The sequence below is a fragment of the Streptosporangium sp. CA-135522 genome, from assembly GCF_050949235.1.
Lineage (GTDB): Bacteria > Actinomycetota > Actinomycetes > Streptosporangiales > Streptosporangiaceae > Streptosporangium.
In genome coordinates this window covers 3,173,752-3,193,087 of sequence record NZ_CP192026.1, presented here as the reverse complement: position 1 = coordinate 3,193,087, position 19,336 = coordinate 3,173,752, and the positions used below count along the sequence as shown (strand labels likewise).

The window sequence follows — 19,336 nt, the reverse complement described above, 5'->3', positions numbered from 1 at the left end:
TGCGTCTTACCTACTCTCCATATGTGCTTCGGCGCCCGATCCGGTTCCGCCGCCTGACGATCGCGTCGGCCACCACTTGTCTGTCGTCGAACGGAAGGATCTCGCCCCCGACGTACTGGCCCTGCTCGTGGCCCTTGCCTGCCACGACGACGACGTCACCGAAGCCCGCCCGGCCGATCGCCAGGTCGATGGCCGCAGCCCGGTCCGGCTCAATGATCACATGCGCGCGCTCGTCCTGAGACACGCCGAGGACTCCATTCATCATCTCGGCCAGGATCTGCAGCGGATCCTCCGAGCGCGGGTTGTCACTGGTGAGAATGGCCACATCCGCCAGCCGGGCGGCGGCCTCCCCCATCATCGGGCGCTTGCCCCGGTCACGGTCGCCGCCGCAACCCAGCACCACTGTCAGCCTGCCGGTGGTGACCTCGCGCAGCGAGCGCAGCACCGACTCCACCGCTCCGGGCTTGTGCGAGTAGTCGACGATCGCCTGGAAGTCCTCGCCGCCGGGCACCCGCTCCATCCGGCCGGGCACGCCGGCCAGCGTGCCGACACCGGCCACCGCGGTCCGCAGCGGCACCCCGGCCTCCACCAGGGAGACGATCGCGCCCAGCGCGTTGGCGACGTTGAACGGCCCGGGCAGGGCGACCGTCGCGTCCTCCTCGACGCCGCCGGGGCCGATCACGCGGAAGGCGCTGCCGTCACTGCCCAGGCGCACGTCCGCCGCCCGCCAGTCGGCTTCGGGGGCGCCCGCGGCGGAGAAGGTGGTCATCGGGATCTTGGCCAGGCCGAGGAGCTCCCGCCCGTGGGCGTCGTCGATGTTGACGACGCCGGCGCGGCTCATCTCGGGGGTGAACAGCCGGGCCTTCGTCGCGAAATAGTCGTCGAGGTCCCGGTGGAAGTCCAGGTGGTCCTGGGAGAGGTTGGTGAACAGCGCGACGTCGTAGAACACCGCGTCGACGCGGCCCAGCGCCAGCGCGTGGCTGGAGACCTCCATCGCGGCGGCCGTGACGCCGTGCTCGCGCATGAGGGCGAACAGGCCCTGCAGGTCGCTGGCCTCCGGCGTGGTCAGCTTGGGCGCGAAGCGCAGCTCGCCCGCGTGGATCTCCACGCCGCCGATCAGCCCGGCCTTGTGCCCGGCGGCCCGCAGCCCGGCCTCCAGCAGGAAGCTGGTGGTGGACTTGCCGCTGGTGCCGGTGACGCCGATGACGAGCACGTCCTCAGCGGGCCGGCCGTACACCCAGGCGGAGACCTGACCGAGCACGTGGCGAGGGTCGGGGACGACGAGAACGGGCAGGCCTGTCGCGACCGCGGCCTCCCTGCCCGTCTCGTCGGTCAGGATGGCGGTGGCTCCGGCGGCCAGGGCCTGCGCGGAGAAGTCGGCGCCGTGAGACGTGGCCCCCGGCAGCGCGACGTAGAGGTCTCCGCGCTGCACCTGGCGCGAATCGATGGTGATCCCGGACACGGCGGCCAGCGGCGCGCGTGACGTGCCGGAGGGCGCGCCGAGCAGGCTCGCCAGCCCCGAGAGCGGACGGGGCGAACTGGTTGACGGTCGCATGGACGACGGGGGACGCACGGCGAGAGCGTACCTTCCCTCTTCACTCCCCGGCGCGTATCCGCACCGGGGAGGGCATCGTTCCAGTGGGCGGGATCTTCTTGCTCTTCAACGCGAACGTCATCACTTTCTTGAAGACCGGGGCGGCGATCTCTCCACCGTAGTGGCCCTTCTGAGGGTCTTGGACGACCGCCAGGACGACCAGGCGAGGCTTGTCCGCCGGGGCGAAGCCGACGAACGTCGAGGTGTATCCGCAGTATCCCTGACACTTGGGGTCGTAGCGCATCGCGGTGCCCGTCTTGCCGGCCACGCGGTAGCCGTCGATCGCGGCGAGGTTGCCGGTGCCCTCCTGGCTGACGGCGGCCTCCAGCATCCCGGTGACCTCCTTGGCCGTGCGCTCGCTGATCACCCGGGTCCGCTTGCCCGGCACGGAGGGCGTGAACACCCGGTGCTCGCCGGTCACACCGGCCACGACCTGCGGGGTGACGCGTACCCCGCCGTTGGCTATGGTCTGGTAGACGCTGGCCGTCTGGAGCGCGGTCACCGAGACGCCCTGGCCGTAGGCGATCGTGCAGCGCTGGCTGCCCGACCACTTCCTCCAGTCGGGAAGGAGCCCGGCCTCCTCGCCGAGCAGGCCGCTGCCGGGCTTGGCGCCGAATCCGAAGCGCCGCAGCATCTCGTACAGCTTCTGGTCGCCGACCCGCTGCGAGGCGAGGATCGTGCCGACGTTGCTGGAGGTCGCGACCACTCCTGAAAAGGTCAGCCGCTCCATGGGATGCGGGTGGGAATCTCTCAGCACCTGGTCGGCGCACCTGATGTTGTCGTGGACCCTGAACACGGTCTCGGGCCGCACCGCCCCCGACTCCAGGGCCGCCGCCGCGGTGATGACCTTGTTGGTGCTGCCCGGCTCGAACACGTCGGTCACCGACCGGTTGACCCAGTCCTCGGGCGCGCTCTTCTTCCAGTTCTGCAGGTCGAGCTCGGGCGCGTTGGCCATGGCGACCACCTGGCCGGTCTGCACGTCGAGCACGATGGCGCTGCCGGTGCGCGCGCCGGTCGCCTCGACCTGGTCGGTGATCGCCTTCTGGGCGGCCCACTGGATGTCGCGTTCGATGGTGAGCCGGACGTTGCTGCCCTCCACGGGCGTCTTCAGGGTGCTGCGGGTCATCGGGATGCGCTGCCCCTTGGCGCCCGTCTCGATGAACTGCTCGCCGTCGCGACCGGCGAGCAGCTTGTTGTAGGTGCTCTCCAGCCCGCTCAGGCCCGTGCCCTCGTCGCCGACGAAGCCCAGCAGGGTGCCCGCCAGGTCGCCGCCCGGGTAGTCGCGGCGGTAACGCTCCTTGCTGCCGACGCCCTTGAGCTTGAGTTTCATGATCCGTTCGGCGACGGACGGCTCGACGGTGGCCATCTCCGCGTAATGGCTGCCTGCGACGCCCAGCTTGGTCGCGATCTGCTCCTTGGGCTGGTTGAGCTGCGAGGCCAGGATCGTGGCGACCTGGTCGCGCTTGCCCGGCTCGACCTGCGACGGGTCGATGAAGATCTCGCGCGCCTCCAGGGTCAGTGCGAGCTCGTGCCCGTTGACATCGGTGATCGAGCCGCGCCGCGCGGTCAGCTTCTCGCCCCGCACCCGCTGCTCGGCCGCCTCCGCCATGTAGACCTTGGAGTCAAGGCCCTGGAGCTGCACCAGCCGGCCGGCGAAGATGGTCAGCACGAAGGCCATCGCGATCAGGCCGATGTTGATCCGCCTGCCGGGGTTGCCCAGGTGCAGCACCGCCGGCGGGCGCACCGGCGGCCGGGGCGGCCTGCCGCCCGTTCCGCCCCTGCCCGCCGTACGGCCGGAATCGCTCCTCTGCCCGTCTGCGCGGCCCGCGCCGGAGCGCATCCGCCCCGGGGAGGCCTGCGCCGTCTCCGGTCGTGGAGAGCTGTGCGGCCTGCGCGGCGCCTGCGGCCTGACCGGCCTGCCGGCTCCCTCGGGACGCGTGGACCTGCCCGCGGCGCCGCCGCCGGGCTTGCCGGACGCCGGAGGGGTGCCGGGCCTGCCGGCCCTCGCGGGAGCGCCGGACCTGCCTGAACCGCCCGGCCTGCCCGCATCCCCTGAACCGCCGGACCTGCCTGAACCGCCCGGCTTGCCGGAACCCGTGGAACCACCCGGCCTGCCCGCGCCCGCGGGACCCCCCGCCCTGCCGGGCTTACTTACCTTGCCCGCGCCGGTGGAGGCGCCGGACCTACCCGAACCGCCGGACCTGCCGGCTCCCTCCGAGCCACCGGACCTGCCGGAACCACCCGGCTTGCCGGAACCCGTGGAACCGCCCGGCCTGCCCGCGCCCGCGGGACCGCCGGACCTGCCCGCGGGACCTCCCTGCCCGCCGGAGGCGTCGGAACGCGGCCTGCCCGCCTCGTCGGGGCGCTCCGGCCGGCCCGTGGGCCGGTCCGGGCGACCGGCACCGTCAGGCGGGTTCGAGCCTTCCGGACGGGCGGGCCTGCCGGAGGGACCCGGCTTCCCCGTCGCGTCCGGACCACCCGGCCTGCCACCACGGCCGGGACCACCGGGAGCCCGGCGACCGGAGCCACCGGTGGATCCGTTGCCGGAACCGCCGCGGCCGGGACCCCGGCCACCGGTCTCCCTCACCGGCCCGTGCCCGGCACTCGCTCCTGCCCGATGGGCGTCTGGCCGTCACCTGCGGCCCGGCCGCCGGCGGAGCGGTCGGGGATGACGACGTTGACCCTGTCCCAGTCGGGTTCCTGACCCTGGTTGGCGGCGTTCTTGGAGAGCGCGCCGGGCCCCTCCAGACGCATGTTGCCGTTCTTCAGCTCTTCCTTCTTCTGGCGGAGCCGGTTGTTCTCATCACTCAGCTGGGAGGCCTTGAAGGAATCCTGGGCGAGGACGGTGTTCAGCAGCAGCAGACTGACCAGGCCACCGCAGAGCAGGCCGACCACGAGCAGCACGAAGGGAGCGCGCGGCGCGCGTCCCCGCCGGGCCGCCTTGGCCGGAGCCGGGGCCGGGGCCGCGGCATCGGTGGCGGGCACGGTCCTGACCGGCCTGGGCCTGTGCGTCTGCGGCGTCGCGCGGGGTACGCGCACGGGGCGCCGGCCGCGGCTCGGCGCGGTACGGACGTCTGAGTCACTCCTCGTCAACTGCCTCACGGATCCTCTCTGCTGCCCGGCACCGGGCGGAGGCCGCCCGCGGATTGCGGGCCACCTCCTCTTCGCTCGGAAGTTCGGCTCCCCTTGTCAGAAGGGCGAACCGCGGCTGGTGAGCCGGCAACGGGACGGGCAGCCCCGGCGGGCTGGTGTCCTTGGTTCGCGCCGCGAGGACCTGCTTGGTCAGCCGGTCCTCAAGGGAGTGATAGGCGAGCACGACCACGCGCCCGCCCAGAGTCAGGGCGTCGAGCGCGGCGGGGAGCGCGCGTTCCAGTGCCGTCAACTCCGCGTTCACCTCGATCCTCAACGCCTGAAAAGTCCTTTTTGCGGGGTTTCCCCCGGTTCGTCGGGTAGCGGCCGGGATCGCCGTACGAACGATGTCCGCAAGCCGCTTGGTCGACGTTATGGCCTCGTTGCCCCGTTCCTTGATGATTAGGCGCGCGACACGCGGGGCAAATCGCTCTTCACCGTAATCTCGGAGAATCCGGATGAGTTCGGCGGCCGAGTAGGTGTTCACGACGACCTCGGCCGTCAGCTCCTGCTCGCGGTCCATCCGCATGTCCAACGGCGCGTCGTAGGAATAGGCGAAACCCCGCTCGGCCTCGTCGAGCTGGGGCGAGGAGACACCCAGGTCGAACAGGACGGCGTCGACGCGAGGGCGGCCGGCCTCCGCCAGCACCTCGGTCAGCTCGTCGGAGACCGCGCGGACCAGCGTCGTCCGGTCGGCGTACGGCGCCAGCCGCGCCGTCGAGCGCTCGATCGCGGTGGGATCGCGGTCGATCCCGATCAGATGGAGTGAGGGGTGGGCGGCCAGCAGGGCCTCGGCGTGCCCGCCGAGGCCCAGATTGGCGTCGACGACGACGGGGGTGGGGCCCGCGAGGGCGGGAGCCAGGAGCTCGAGCACGCGCTCGAGCATCACGGGCACATGACCGCCCGAAGCCTGAAGGTCATGCATATCGTTTTCGGCGCGCATGAAGCGCAAACCCCCCTCTTGCCGCCGCGCTCGCGAATGCGCGGCGGATGTTCATCGGTGTCTTTACTGGCCCCCACCCCGGGCCGTCCGGCCAGGTCCCCATCCGCATCCACCTGTCCGCTCGTCACCTGACACCGGGGAAGGTGCATCAGCTGACGTGCATCGTGGTTGCGGGTGGAGACCTCGCCGAACGACGTTTTCACCGATGAGTCGACCGTGGAGTCACAGAATCCCTGGCAGCACCTCCTCCGACAAATCGGCAAAAGCCTGCTCTTGGTCGGCCAGATAGGTGTCCCAGGCGTGTGCGTCCCAGATCTCCAGCCGGGTGTTGGCCCCGATGACCGTGCAGTCACGACGCAGGCTGGCATACTCGCGCAGAGCCTGCGGGATGGTGACACGGCCTTGTTTGTCGGCGACCTCGTCAGATGCACTGGCGAAGAAGACACGGCTGTAGTCACGGACCGCCTTGGCGGTCACCGGCGCGGTGCGCAGAGCCTCGGTAATGCGCTGGAACTCCTCTACGGGAAAGACGTAGAGGCAGCGCTCCTGGCCTTTGGTGATCACCAGACCCTCCGCCAGCTCCTCACGGTACTTCGCCGGCAGGAACAGCCGTCCCTTGTCATCGAGGCGCGGATGGTGAGTGCCGAGGAACACCGGCCCCACCTCCCGTGCCTAGCGGAGCGCCTGGCGCTGTAGCCCCTGCCCTCCACTGCGCACCACCATACTCCACTTCTCTCCACCGTCAACTGATTCCGTCCGTCTTCACGATCGGTTCCAGCGCTATTTTCCCAGCTCAACAAGGGTGGAGCGGAGTGGAGGGCGTGGGGCGCCCCGCGGGGCCGTGGGCGTGTCGAGAACAGGGCCGATGGCCGGACGATTACGAAATCGACGGGTCGGCGGAGACGGGGGGGGTGAAAAGTGGAGCGCCGACGAACTTGTCACGAGATCGGCACGTGTATCACACAGGAACACCACGAAGATGGCACACACTATGGCTGTTCACCCGGAAACGGCCTTAATGCCTACATAGAGTCGCCCGGGAACCCGCCGCGTCGTAGTGTCGGTACCCACAATGGAAAAGGGGCCGCAAAGGCCCTGGAAATACGAACCCCCGGCGCAAAACCGCCGCACCTTCATGGAGGCCTGGTGGCAGTAACCCATGACGTCTCACCTCGGCTCGATGATCTGGTCGTCACGGCGCATCGGATCCGTCAGGCGATCGAGTCGGTGATCGAGGGAAAGGGCGACGTCATCCGCCTGACCTTGACCGTCCTTCTCGCCGAGGGCCACCTGCTCATCGAGGACGTGCCCGGAGTAGGCAAGACCATGCTCGCCAAAGCCCTGGCACGATCCATCGACTGCCCGGTGCGCCGCGTCCAGTTCACCCCGGACCTGCTGCCCAGCGACATCACCGGGGTCAGCGCCTACAACCAGCAGACCAGGGAGTTCGAGTTCAAACCCGGCCCGGTGTTCGCCAACATCGTGGTGGGCGACGAGATCAACCGGGCCTCGCCGAAGACCCAGTCGGCGTTGCTGGAGTGCATGGAGGAGCACCAGGTCACCGTCGACGGCACCACCTACAGGCTGGACGGCCCGTTCATGGTGATCGCCACCCAGAACCCCATCGAGATGGAGGGGACCTATCCCCTCCCCGAGGCGCAACGCGACCGTTTCACCGCGCGGATCGCGATGGGCTATCCCGAGCCCACGGCCGAGTTGGAGATGCTCGACGTGCACGGGGGCGCCTCCCCGCTGGACAAGCTGGAACCGGTGGCGACCACGGCGGAGGTCCGGGCCCTGATCGAGGCGGTGCGCGCGGTCTACGTCTCGCAGCCGATCAAGAAGTACGCCATCGACCTGGTGACCGCCACCCGTCACAGTCCCGAGCTGCGACTCGGCGCCTCCCCACGATCCACCCTGCAACTGGTCCGGGCGGCCCGGGCGCACGCCGCGCTCGCCGGCCGCGACTACGTCATACCCGACGACCTGCAGGAGCTGTGCCTGCCCGTCCTCGCCCACCGGCTGCTGCCCAGCGTCGAGGCCCAGAGCCAGCGCCGCACGCCCGAACAGGTGATGGCCGATCTGATCCGCCGGGTGCCCGTGCCCGAGGCGCAACCGAAGTGATGTCAGGCCTCAAGGCGCTCACCGCCCGCGGCCGGTCCTTCCTCGCGTCCGGCGGCGCGGCGCTGCTGTGCGCCTTCATCCTCGGAGAACACGATCTGCTCAGGATCGGGGTGCTGATCGTCTCCCTGCCGCTGCTGGCGGCCATGGTGGTGGCCCGCACCCGTTACCGGCTGAGCTGCGCGCGGCGCCTGGATCCGCCCAGGGCCGAGGTCGGCAGCGAGGCCACCGTGACGCTGCGGCTGGAGAACATCACCCGGCTGCCGACGGGCCTGCTGATGATCGAGGACACCGTCCCCTACGCGCTGGGGGCACGGCCCAGGTTCGTCCTGGACCGGGTGGAGGCGCACGGCATCCGGGAGATCGACTACCGGGTCCGTTCCGACCTGCGCGGCCGCTTCCGCATCGGCCCGCTCACCATCCGGATCAGCGACCCGTTCGGTCTGGTCGAGCTGACCAGGTCCTTCAGCATCAGCGACACGCTCGTGGTGACCCCTCAGGTCGTGGCACTACCGCATGTGCGCCTGTCCGGCGAGTGGACGGGCGGCGGCGACAGCCGTACCAGGAGCGTGGCGGCCGCGGGCGACGACGACGTCGCGCCGCGCGAATACCGGCAGGGCGACGACCTGCGACGGGTGCACTGGCGTTCGACCGCCAGGTACGGCGAGCTGATGGTGCGGCGCGAGGAGCAGCAGTGGCAGAGCCGGGGCGCGCTGCTGCTGGACACCCGCCGGTACGCACACCGGGGCGAGGGACCTCGCTCGTCGTTCGAAGTGGCGGTCTCGACCGCGGCCTCCATCGGCGTGCATCTGGCTCGGGAGGGGCTCGGCCTGCGCCTGGTCACCGACCAGGGCGCCGAGCACCTGGCCGACACCGGGCTGAGCTGGTCGCTGCTGGACACCCTCGCCGTGGCGCGGACCAGCTCGGCACGCTCGCTGGAGTACGGCATAAGCGCGCTGCGGCAGGGCGGCGGTGACGGACTGATCGTGGCGGTGCTCGGCGGGATCGACCTGGAGCAGGCCCAGGCTCTGGCCAGGCTGCGGCACGGCAACGTGACCGGCGTTGCCGTGATGCTGGACGTGGCGGGCTGGGAGCGGCCCGAGCTCGGCCGGAACGAGGAATACCAGGCGGCGCAGGCGGTTCTCGCCGGGACGGGCTGGCGTATCGTGCGGCTGCCCGCGGGCGCCTCGATCGCGAGCGTGTGGCCGGACGCCGCGCGACGCGGACGATTCGCACTCAGTGGGGGCGACTCATGAGACTTCCCATCGCGTCGGGCGCGGCGACGGGAGCGGTCGCGATCGCGCTCTATCCGCTCTTCCAGAGCGGCGGCTGGTTCTGGACCTCGCTGGGAGTCATCCTGGTGGTCACCGGGATCAGTGTCCTGGGCAGCCGTTACACCCTGCCGAACTGGCTGGTGCCGCCGGCCCAGCTGCTCGCCGTGCTGATCTACCTGACGGCGGTGTTCACCGGCTCCAAGGCCTGGGCGGTGGTGGTGCCCACCCGGGATTCGGTGCTCGGGCTGGCGAAGCTGCTGGCCACCGGGTTCGCCGACATCCAGCGGTTCGCGGCCCCGGTGCCGCCCAACAGCGGCATCACCCTGCTGACCTGTGGCGGTGTCGGACTGGTCGCGATCCTCGTCGACCTGCTGGCCTCCCGGCTGCGCCGGGCCGCGCTCACCGGGCTGCCGCTGCTGGCGCTGTTCACCGTCCCGGCGGCGGTGGTCTCCGAGCCGATCAACTGGCTGGCGTTCATCATCGCGGCGCTGGGTTACCTGGGTCTGCTGGCCGCCGACGGGCGGGAACGGGTCAACCACTGGGGCCGGGCGGTGCTGGTGCGCCGCGCCCCTTCCTTCATCGCCCCGAAGGCCGCCCCCGACACCGGGACCCTGCGGCTGTCGGGCAAGCGCATCGGCGTCACCGCGATCGCGCTGGCCATCCTGCTGCCCGCGCTGCTGCCCACGTTGGAGCCTGACCCCCTGTTCGGGTTCGGCGTGGGCAACGGCAAGGGCGGGGGCGGCAACTCGATCAGCATCGCCAACCCGATCGTCAGCCTGCGGGGTCAGCTCTCGCTTCCGAATAACTCCACCGTCCTGACCTACACCTCCAGCGACGGCTCTCCCCGCTACCTGCGGCTGCACTCGCTGGACGTCTTCGACGGCGAGCAGTGGACGATGACGGCGCCGCAGGGCCACCCCGAGGACCGCATCTCCGACAAGCCGATGCCGCCGGCCCCTGGCCAGAGCACGAGCGTGCCCACCACCCGGGCGACCATCAGAATCGCGGTGAGCGACCAGGTCAAAAAGGTGGAATTCCTGCCGTTGCCCTACCCCGCCGGCAAAGTCACCATCGAAGGAGACTGGCGACCCGACCGGGACACCCTCATGGTGTTCTCCACGCGGGACACCGCCGAGGGGCAGGCCTACGAGGTCGTCACCAACGAGCCCAAGCCCACGGCGGAGATGCTCAAGGCGTCCGCGCCGGCGCCCTCGCAGATCAGCGAGCGGTACCTGCAGCTGCCGGAGGGCCTGCCCCGGGAGATCAGGGAGCTGGCCGCCCAGGTGACGAAGCGGGACTCCAGCCGTTACGAGCAGGCGGTCCAGCTGCAGGAGTTCTTCACCAAGAAGGGCGGTTTCACCTACAGCCTGTCCACCCAGGGGCACGGCGAGGCGGCGCTGACCGACTTCCTGATCCGCGGCCGCACCGGATTCTGCGAGCAGTTCGCCGCCTCCATGGCGGTGCTGGCACGGGTCCTGGGCATCCCCGCCCGGGTCGCCATCGGCTACACCGGCGGCAGCAACTTCTCCGGCGCGTGGCAGGTGCGCACGCACGACTCCCACGCCTGGCCCGAGCTCTACTTCGAGGGCGTGGGATGGCTGCGGTTCGAGCCCACCCCGGCCGGCACCGGAGGGCAGGGCAGCGCGACGGTACCGTCCTACACCCGGCCGGAGATCGTGACGACCGGCGGCGACGAGCCGGCCGTGAAGCCGACCGGCGGCTCGACCGGAGCGGACGGCCCCACCGGGTCCGCCGGCAACCGCCGCGACCAGATGCTCGACCGCGACTTCGGCGGTCCGGCCATCGCGGTGGACGAGGGCATGCCCCTGGCGGCGCAGATCGGCATCGGGGTCGTCGTCGCGGCACTGATCGCGCTGATCCCCGCGATGCTCCGCTGGGAGCTTCGGGCCCGGCGTCGCCGGTCCTACTCCCGCGAGAAGAGAGCCTCGGGTGATCCCTCGCACGAGGACACGTCGGGGTCCACGGGCGTCGTGGCGGTCAGGACCGACCGGCGGGAGTCGGCGGTGACCGCGGCCTGGGCCGAACTCGACGACGCCCTGTGCGACTACGGCATGTCCAGGCGGCCGAGTGAGAGTCCTCGGGCCCTGGCCCGGCGGCTCATCGAGCAGTACGCGTTCGAGGCGGAGGCTTCGGCCGCGGTGACGCGGATCGCCACCGCGGTGGAGCGGATGCTCTTCGCCCGCACCCCCGCCGAGATCGGCCCGCTGCCGGAGGACCTTCGCAGCGTACGGCGGGCGCTGGCGGTCACAGTGACGCGGGGCCGGCGGATCCGCGCGGTGCTGTTGCCGCCCTCCACGCTGCTGCGGGCGCGACGCCTGGGTGAGCGGGCGTTGGACGGCTTCGACCGGCTGGAGAACCTCCGGCTTCGCCGACCGGCCCGCAAGAACGCCTGAGCGCGGACCCCGGAAGGTCTGATCGATCCACACGGGCCGCCCCGATGGGGCGGCCCGTGATCACCGGAGCGGAAGGTCCCGCCGCCCGCAATGACGGACGGCGGGACCTCACATCTCTAGTGTTCGTCGTGACGACGACGCCAGCGCTCTTCCATGCGCTCCATGAAGCTCTGTCGAGGGCCACCACGGCGCCCGCTCCTGCCCTGCCGCCCGGATGGGGCGGATGCGGCCTCGCCGAACCCGTTCATCCGCTTCCAGCTGGACAGACCCCACAGACACGCGGCGAGCATGACCACGAAACCGCCGACGCCGAGCGGGATATTGTTGATCACGACGCCGACCATCAACAGGACGATGCCCAGGATGAAGCCGATGGAGGCCTTCACCAGACGGCGCCTGTAGTGACTGCGTGGATCACTGATCCTTACGGTATTGGCCCACTTCGGGTCCTCAGCGTAGAGGGCCTGCTCGATCTGGTCGAGCAAGCGCTGCTCGTGATCAGAGAGCGGCACGGCGCCTCCCAAGGACAGCCCCAAGACGGGGAAGACGGTGACGAACGACACGGGGTGTCCGAACCTCGCGATCGGTTATCCCCAGAATACGAGGCTGTAGACGTAGACGAAAGAAAACGTCCAACGTAGTCCAAACCGGAGGTGACGTCATGGATCTATTCCATCAAATGGCGGACGAACAAGCGACGCCGGGAGCACCGCATCTCGACCGAATCTCCGCACCGCCCTGTCCATCGCCTGTTCGGCCTCCCGCCAGCCGCTCTCCCGCTCTCCCAGGCCGAGCTGCCGGGGTGTCTCCCCGGCCGGGCGCAGGTTCTCCACCCGCACTCCGACCAGGCGCAACGGGACTTTTTCCAGACCGGCGGCGGCGTACAGGTCGCAGGCGGTGGCGTAGAGCACCTGGGCGACGTCCGTGGGCTCCCGGAGGGTCCGGGAGCGGGAGATGGTGCTGAAGTCGGCGCGGCGGAGCTTGACACTGACCGTGCGACCGGCGTGACCGCCTTCTCTGAGCCTGGCGGCGACCCGCTCGGAGAGGCGAAGCAACTCCCTGCGGATCTTCACTGGATCGTCCACATCTGTGGCGAATGTCTCTTCGGCACCGATGCTCTTGTCGGGCACGTGCGGGGTCACCGGACGCTCGTCACGTCCCCAGGCGAGCGCGGCCAGGTGCGCGCCGATCGCCTGACCGAGGTGGCGCTGCAAGGTGTCGACCGGAACTCGGGCGAGATCGCCGACGGTCTTGATCCCCAGCCGCACGAGAGACTGCTCCGTACGCTCCCCTACGCCCCACAGAGCGGCCACCGGGAGCGGGTGGAGGAAATCCACCACCCTGTCCACGGGCACGATCAGGAGGCCGTCGGGCTTGCAGTGCTGTGAGGCGAGTTTGGCCAGGAATTTACTGCCGGCCACCCCGACGGAGCAGGTGATCCCGTGCTCGCGCACGACCTGCTCGCGGATCATGGCGGCGATCGCGGCCGGCGGCCCGAGGCGCTTACGCGCCCCGCCGACGTCGAGGAAGGCCTCGTCGGAGGCGATCGGCTCCACCTCGGGAGTGAACGACCGAAAGATCTCCATGACGCCCCGGGAGACCTCGGCGTACTTCTCCCGGCTCGGAGGGATGACCACCGCCCGGGGGCACAACCGCTGAGCCCGTGTCATGGGCATGGCCGAGTGCACCCCGAACCTCCTGGCCTCGTAGGTGGCGCTGAGCACCACGCCCCGCGCGCCGGGCGCGCCGATGATGACAGGCGTCCCCTTGAGCTCCGGACGCTCACGCAACTCGACACTGGCGTAGAAGGCGTCCATGTCGACGTGAAGGATCGGGCAGCCGGTGTCGTCGGCGCCCAGATCCGCCCCCGGACGCGACACCTGCTGTTTCCTCGACACGGCATCATCCTAGGGGAACACGCGTTCGAGACAAGCGTCACCGGCGGCCGAGGACGTGCAGCTGGGTGGCGATGTCCCGGAGCACCGGATGGGCGGCCGCCGCCTGTTCCAGGGCGACCAGGGCACGCGCGGCCCCCGGCTCGCCGTCGAGCAACCGGCTGGGCACCAGATCGGCGAAGATCCGCACGCCGTGGACCTCGCCCGGGGCGAACCCGGTCGCGGCGAGGAGCTGCGACAGGTCTTCCCGGGTGAAGCGCCGGGGCGTGGGGTCGCGGTCGCCCCAGCGTCCCCGGGGGTCTTCCAGAACCTGGCGGGCCTCGTCGAAGCGGCCGGCGACCGAGCGGTGCAGCGCGGCGGCGAGCGGGTTGGCCGCCAGCACGCTGATCGCACCGTCCTCGCGCAGCAGGGCGGCCATGGCCGCCAGCGCGCTGGTCGGGTCCTCGACGTACTCCAGCACGCTGTGGCACAGCACCAGGTCGGCGCTGTCGGCGGGAAGCAGGTCTCCCAGGTCGGCGGCGTCGCCCTGCAGCGCGCGCACGCTCACCCCGGCCTCCGCGGCGCGGCGTTCCAGGGCGGCCAGCGAGTCGGGGCTGGGATCGACGACGGTGACGGCGTGCCCGAGCTCGGCCAGCGGCACGGCGAAGCCGCCCGTGCCGCCCCCGGCGTCGACGATGTCGAGTCGATCCCGGCCGGTCGCGGACGCCCGGTCGGCCAGCACTGCACGCAGGACGTCCCAGACGACGGCGGTGCGGACCGCCGGCGTGCCTGACTGCCGCGAGATGCCTACGGCATGCACCTTCAGATCGCCTCCTATTTCCGGTGACGAGCCCAGCCTACGCCGGGCCGTCCCAAAGACCGTCCAGGGGCGATCCATACGCGTGCTTGATCGAGTCTTTTTCCGCGCGGGCCATACCGGAGGAAGGCCACGGGAGAAACGGGAACGGACCGCCGGCACGACCGCGGCCGGGCCGGGTCCCCGGCCCGGCCGCGGAACGCGCCTACAGCGTCAGGGACGGCTTGAGCTGCTTGAATCGGGCCATCAGGCCGTTGACGAACTGCGGCGACTCGTCGGTCGACAGCTCGGACGCCAGGCTGACCCACTCGCTGATGACGACACCCTCGGGGACGTCGGGCATCCACAGCAGCTCGTAGGTGCCGCCGCGCAGCAGGTTGCGGTCGACCGCGGGCATGCGGTCGAGCGTCCAGCCCTCGGCGTAAGTGGTGATCAGCTCGTCGATGCGCGTCCGGTGCCGGCACACGCCCTCGACGATCGTCGCGGTGTACTCGTTGACGGGCGGCTCGGCCCGCTCCAGGCGCTCGGCGAGGACGCTGAGCGGATCCTGGCTGCGCGCCTCCGCCTCGAACAGGATGTCCAGCGCGCGTCTGCGCGCCTTACCCCGTGCCGACATCAGGCCCGGCCGAGGTAATCGCCGGTGCGGGTGTCGACCTTGACCTTCTCGCCGGTCGTGATGAACAGCGGCACCTTGATCTCGGCGCCGGTCTCCAGCTTGGCGGGCTTGGTGCCGCCGGTGGAGCGGTCGCCCTGGAGGCCGGGCTCGGTCTCGGCGATGATCAGCTCGACGGCCGCGGGCAGGTCGATGTAGAGCACGTTGCCCTCGTTGATCGCCACGGTGGCGAGCATGTTCTCCAGCAGGTAGTCGGCGGCGGCGCCGACCGCGGTCCGGGAGACGTGGAGCATGTCGTAGGTCTCGGTGTCCATGAAGACGAAGTCGTCGCCGTCCATGTAGGAGAACTGCATCTCGCGCTTGTCGACGTTGGCCACCTCGACCTTGACGCCGGCGTTGAAGGTCTTGTCGACGACCTTGCCCGAAAGGACGTTCTTCAGCTTGGTGCGGACGAACGCACCACCCTTGCCGGGCTTGACGTGCTGGAACTCCACGACCGTCCAGAGCTCACCGCCGTCGAGCTTGAGCACCAGGCCGTTCTTGAGGTCGTTCGTCGTCGCCACTAGTTTCTCCTGCGTACGGCCGCTCTTAAAGGACAAGCAGCTCTTTGGTCGTCCGTGTGAGAAGTTCCGGTCCGCCATCACGCGTCACGAGCGTGTCCTCGATGCGGACGCCGCCCCTGCCCGGAAGGTAAACTCCAGGCTCGACGGTGACCGGAACTCGATCCTCTAGTCTAGCGTGCTCGGGGTCGGGCTCTGGCTTCGCCGGAGACAGGAACGGCGCCTCGTGAATCTCCAGTCCGACGCCGTGCCCGAGCCCGTGTCCGAAGTAGTCGCCGTAGCCCGCCTCCGCGATGACGTCGCGGGCGGCGGCGTCCACCTCGTGGGTGAGGGCGCCGGGCCGTACGGCGCGGCGGCCGGCCCGCTGTGCGGCGCGGACCAGGTCGTACAGCTCACGCTGCCACCCGGCGGGCTCGCCGACCGCCACCGTCCGGGTCATGTCGGCGTGATAGCCCTCGTGCAGGGCCCCGAAGTCCATCGTGACCAGGTCACCGCGCTCCAGAGGCCGGTCCGTGGGCGAGTGATGCGGGATCGAGCCGTTGGGGCCGCTCGCCACGATCGAGTCGAAGGCGGGCTTCTCGGCACCCAGCTCGATCATCCGCGATTCCAGCGCCCTGGCGATCTCCTTCTCGGTCACCCCGGGCCGCACCATGGCGAGCACGTCGGCGAACGCCTGGTCGGTGAGCGCGCACGCGGTGCGGAGCAGGTCGATCTCGGTCTCGTCCTTGATCCGGCGCACCGACTCCACCACCCCGGACAGCCGCAGCAGATCCTCGCCCAGCCGGAAGTAGTCGGCGACGGGCATGTGGTGGGCCTCGACGGCGACCCGGTCGGCCAGCGTGACCAGGTGTCCGGCGACGTCACGCTCCTCGACCACCTCGATGTCGGAGCAGACCCGCCGCGCGGTCTCGGCGTAGCGGGAGTCGGTGGCCAGCGTGGCGCGGGCGTCGGCCCGCACGAGCACGGCCGCGTTGGAGCTGGCCAGGCCGGTGAGGTAGCGCACGTTGACGCCGCGGGTGACCAGGATCGCGTCCGCCTCGTGAGCGGGGAGCAGAGCCGCGAGGCGCTCGCGGCGGCCGGCGTGGGTGAGGGTCATGACTCGCATGCTATTGACCGCTCGCCGGTGGCGTGCTTCCCGCGCGGGGCGGAAGGCCGTCCCGGGCGGCGCCGGTCATCGTCCCGGCCTCGCCGGGGCGGAAGCGCCGCTGGACGGGCTCCGGACACCCGGAGCCCGTCCAGCGGCGGGTCTCAGGCCGGAACCGGGCCGGACGATGTCCGGATCGCGGAGCGAGGGGCATCGTCCAGCGGCTGCGGCGGGGAGTTGAACACGCTCTCGTCCAGTCGTCCCTCCGAACGGGCCACGATGACCGGCACCACGAGCTGCCCGGCCACGTTGGTGGCGGTGCGGATCATGTCGAGGATCGGGTCGATGGCCAGCAGCAGTCCGACGCCCTCCAGGGGCAGGCCGAGCGTGCTCAGGGTGAGGGTGAGCATCACGATCGCGCCGGTGAGACCGGCGGTGGCGGCGGAGCCGACCACGGAGACGAACGCGATCAGCAGGTACTGGCCGACTCCGAGCGGGATGTGGAACACCTGGGCCACGAAGATCGCCGCGAGCGCCGGGTAGATCGCGGCGCAGCCGTCCATCTTGGTGGTCGCGCCGAACGGCACCGCGAAGGAGGCGTAGTCGCGGTCCACGCCGAGACGGTCGGTGGCGACGCGCTGGGTGAGCGGCATGGTCCCGACCGAGGAACGGGAGACGAAGGCCAGCTCGATGGCGGGCCAGGCGTTGCGGTAGAAGGCGATCGGGCTGACCTTGCCGGCGAAGGCGAGCAGCAGCGGGTAGCTCACCAGGAGGACCAGCAGGCAGCCGATGTAGACGCCCGCGCTGAACTTGGCGAGCGGGGCGAGCAGATCCCAGCCGTAGCCGGCCACGGACTTGCCGATGAGGCCGGCGGTGCCGATCGGAGCCAGCCGGATGACCCACCACAGGGCCTTCTGGACCAGTTCGAGGATCGAGCGGCTGAAGGCGAGGAACGGTTCGGCCTTCTCACCGACCGCCAGGGCGGCGGCGCCGAGGACGACTCCCAGGAAGACGATCTGCAGGACGTTGAGCTCGGTGAAGGCGGTGACGATGTTGGTGGGGATGATGCCGGTCAGGAAGTCGACCCACGTTCCGGCGCCTTCCAGGTCCACGGCCTTGGCGCCCGCGGTGGAGATGTCGACGCCCTGGCCCGGGTTGAGGATCAGCCCGAGGCCGATGCCGAAGACCACGGCGATCAGCGAGGTGACCAGGAACCACAGCAGCGTCTTGCCCGCGAGCCTGGCGGCTCCGTTGACGTTGCGCAGGTTGGCCACGCTGACGACGACGGCGGTGAAGACCAGCGGCGGGACCGCGAGTTTGAGGAGCTGGACGAAGAGCTTGCCGACCTCGGTCAGGGTGGCGGTGAGCCAGGCGACGTCACCGGCGCGGGCGACGAACCCGAGGGCGACACCGACCACCAGACCCAGCAGCAACTGCAGGGAGAAAGAGAACCTCTTCATGAACGGAACTCCGAAGGAGGGCATGCCGGAGCGGACACGGGCATGCGGGTGAGGAAGGGCGGGCGAAGGCGGCGGTCAGCGACAGAGCTGGCTGTTCGAACGGCACAGGTCGACGTGCAGTCGCTCGACGAGCCACACGATCACCGGGGAGAACCTCACGAGGGGGTAGAACATCCTGATAGGAGGCACATATTCCGATTTATCATGTGATACACGTCATATCCACCCTTGCGGGTCGATTATCGAAAAGGCGTGCGGCGGTGGCGCCGGTAGGGCACGAGAAGGCCGGGCACAAGAAACAGGCACAAGAAAGGGGCCCCGGCTCAAGCCGCGGCCCCTCACACCCGGAAGGTCAGGAAGCGAGCTCCCTGACCTTCTCGATGAGCCGGACGCGCTCCTCGTGCGTGTGGCCGAGCGGGGCGACGTTGACGGTCGTGACGCCCGACTCCCTCATCGCCTGGAGGCGGTCGCGGACGTGCCCCTCGGAGCCGATCAGGGACATCTTCTCCAGCAGTTCCTGCGGGACGAGCGCGGCGGCCTCGTCCTTCTTCCCGTCGAGATAGAGGTTCTGGATCTGCTCGGCCTCCTTCTCGTAGCCGTATCGGCGGGCCAGGTCGTTGTAGAAGTTCTTGCCCTTGGCGCCCATGCCGCCGATGTAGAGGGCGGCCATCGGGCGGCCCAGCTCCAGCCAGCCCGAGACGTCGTCGCCGATGGCCAGCGACGCCTGGGCGATGACGTCGAGCTCGCCCAGGGCGGGGTCACGCCTGGCCTTGCCCGCGGCCAGCGAGGCGCCCCAGACGTCGGCGGCCTTCTCCGGCATGTAGAAGATCGGCTCCCAGCCCTCGGCCAGCTCCGCGGAGAGCTCGACGTTCTTGGGGCCGATGGCGGCGATCACGATGGGGATGCGGTCACGGACGGGATGGTTGATGATCTTCAGCGGCTTGCCCAGGCCGGTGCCCTGGTCGGCGGGGAGCGGAACCGTGTAGTGCCTGCCCTCGTAGGTCAGCCGTTCCCGCTTCCACACCTGGCGGCAGATCTCGACGACCTCACGGGTGCGGCCCAGCGGGGCGGTGTACGGCACGCCGTGAAAGCCCTCGATGACCTGCGGGCCCGAGGCGCCCAGACCGAGGGTGAAGCGGCCGTCGGAGACGTAGTCCATGCCCGCGGCGGTCATGGCCAGCAGGGTGGGGGTCCGGGAGTAGATCGGCAGGATGCCGGAGGCGATCTGCAGACGCTCGGTCTTGGCCGCGATGTAGCCCATCTGGCTGACCGCGTCGAAGCTGTAGGCCTCGGCGACGAACACGATGTCGAGACCGGCCTGCTCGTAGTCGGCCAGCGCGGCCACCGTTTTCTTGAAGCCCCCCGAGTAGTTGAGGGCCATACCGATACGCATCCTGAGATCGTCCTTCCGCGCGCGCCTACGAAACCGAATGATGTTCCGTTTCCTCCGGGC

General features: G+C 70.2%; 16 protein-coding genes. 3 read left to right on the top strand and 13 right to left on the bottom strand.

Annotated features, from left to right (window positions below):
- Positions 1-10: 10 nt before the first annotated feature.
- The 5 genes from ACQPYK_RS15105 to mraZ form a co-directional block, all read right to left on the bottom strand.
- Positions 11-1,555, bottom strand: a complete 1,545-nt coding sequence (locus tag ACQPYK_RS15105) for a UDP-N-acetylmuramoyl-L-alanyl-D-glutamate--2,6-diaminopimelate ligase (protein WP_433258804.1) — start codon at positions 1,553-1,555, stop codon at positions 11-13.
- A 40-nt stretch (positions 1,556-1,595) separates the two neighbouring features.
- Complete coding sequence (locus ACQPYK_RS15100; protein ID WP_433255594.1) at positions 1,596-3,434, bottom strand: peptidoglycan D,D-transpeptidase FtsI family protein; 1,839 nt, start codon at positions 3,432-3,434, stop codon at positions 1,596-1,598.
- Positions 3,435-4,177: 743 nt separating this feature from the next.
- Positions 4,178-4,579, bottom strand: a complete 402-nt coding sequence (locus ACQPYK_RS15095) for a hypothetical protein (RefSeq protein ID WP_433255592.1) — start codon at positions 4,577-4,579, stop codon at positions 4,178-4,180.
- A gap of 94 nt (positions 4,580-4,673) precedes the next feature.
- Positions 4,674-5,666 carry a 16S rRNA (cytosine(1402)-N(4))-methyltransferase RsmH gene (gene rsmH / locus ACQPYK_RS15090; protein WP_433255589.1) on the bottom strand — a complete coding sequence of 331 codons (993 nt, stop codon included), beginning with the start codon at positions 5,664-5,666 and terminating at the stop codon, positions 4,674-4,676.
- Between the two features lie 222 nt (positions 5,667-5,888).
- Positions 5,889-6,320 carry a division/cell wall cluster transcriptional repressor MraZ gene (mraZ, locus tag ACQPYK_RS15085; RefSeq protein WP_012889563.1) on the bottom strand — a complete coding sequence of 144 codons (432 nt, stop codon included), beginning with the start codon at positions 6,318-6,320 and terminating at the stop codon, positions 5,889-5,891.
- A gap of 492 nt (positions 6,321-6,812) precedes the next feature.
- Here mraZ and ACQPYK_RS15080 point away from each other — a divergent pair, with 492 nt between their 5' ends.
- From ACQPYK_RS15080 to ACQPYK_RS15070, 3 genes are read left to right on the top strand one after another with little or no spacing between them, the layout of a single operon-like run.
- Entirely contained in the window at positions 6,813-7,790 is a 978-nt protein-coding gene (locus ACQPYK_RS15080) for an AAA family ATPase (RefSeq protein WP_433255586.1), read from the top strand.
- Positions 7,790-9,043 carry a DUF58 domain-containing protein gene (locus ACQPYK_RS15075; RefSeq protein ID WP_433255584.1) on the top strand — a complete coding sequence of 418 codons (1,254 nt, stop codon included), beginning with the start codon at positions 7,790-7,792 and terminating at the stop codon, positions 9,041-9,043. Before ACQPYK_RS15080 ends, ACQPYK_RS15075 begins: the two co-directional genes overlap by 1 nt.
- Positions 9,040-11,475, top strand: coding sequence for a transglutaminase TgpA family protein (locus ACQPYK_RS15070; protein WP_433255581.1), 2,436 nt, complete (start codon positions 9,040-9,042; stop codon positions 11,473-11,475). The genes ACQPYK_RS15075 and ACQPYK_RS15070 overlap by 4 nt, the downstream gene beginning before the upstream one ends.
- Positions 11,476-11,591: 116 nt before the next feature.
- Here ACQPYK_RS15070 and ACQPYK_RS15065 read toward each other — a convergent pair whose 3' ends face one another.
- The 8 genes from ACQPYK_RS15065 to ACQPYK_RS15030 form a co-directional block, all read right to left on the bottom strand.
- Positions 11,592-11,987: a DUF3040 domain-containing protein gene (locus ACQPYK_RS15065; protein ID WP_433258803.1), complete on the bottom strand. Its 396-nt coding sequence runs from the start codon at positions 11,985-11,987 to the stop codon at positions 11,592-11,594.
- A 147-nt stretch (positions 11,988-12,134) separates the two neighbouring features.
- A complete protein-coding gene (gene dinB / locus ACQPYK_RS15060) occupies positions 12,135-13,373 on the bottom strand; it encodes a DNA polymerase IV (RefSeq protein ID WP_433255578.1) in 1,239 nt (412 codons plus the stop codon).
- Between the two features lie 37 nt (positions 13,374-13,410).
- Positions 13,411-14,169, bottom strand: a complete 759-nt coding sequence (locus tag ACQPYK_RS15055; protein ID WP_433255575.1) for a methyltransferase domain-containing protein — start codon at positions 14,167-14,169, stop codon at positions 13,411-13,413.
- A 202-nt stretch (positions 14,170-14,371) separates the two neighbouring features.
- Positions 14,372-14,782, bottom strand: a complete 411-nt coding sequence (gene nusB, locus ACQPYK_RS15050) for a transcription antitermination factor NusB (RefSeq protein ID WP_433255572.1) — start codon at positions 14,780-14,782, stop codon at positions 14,372-14,374.
- Entirely contained in the window at positions 14,782-15,342 is a 561-nt protein-coding gene (efp, locus tag ACQPYK_RS15045; protein WP_433255569.1) for an elongation factor P, read from the bottom strand. The genes nusB and efp overlap by 1 nt, the downstream gene beginning before the upstream one ends.
- A 25-nt stretch (positions 15,343-15,367) precedes the next feature.
- Positions 15,368-16,435: a M24 family metallopeptidase gene (locus tag ACQPYK_RS15040; RefSeq protein WP_433255566.1), complete on the bottom strand. Its 1,068-nt coding sequence runs from the start codon at positions 16,433-16,435 to the stop codon at positions 15,368-15,370.
- Positions 16,436-16,587: 152 nt separating this feature from the next.
- A complete protein-coding gene (locus ACQPYK_RS15035) occupies positions 16,588-17,883 on the bottom strand; it encodes a dicarboxylate/amino acid:cation symporter (protein ID WP_433255563.1) in 1,296 nt (431 codons plus the stop codon).
- 352 nt (positions 17,884-18,235) lie between these two features.
- Positions 18,236-19,276 (bottom strand): LLM class F420-dependent oxidoreductase, encoded by a 1,041-nt coding sequence (locus ACQPYK_RS15030; protein ID WP_433255561.1) that lies wholly within the window; start codon positions 19,274-19,276, stop codon positions 18,236-18,238.
- Positions 19,277-19,336: the final 60 nt, after the last annotated feature.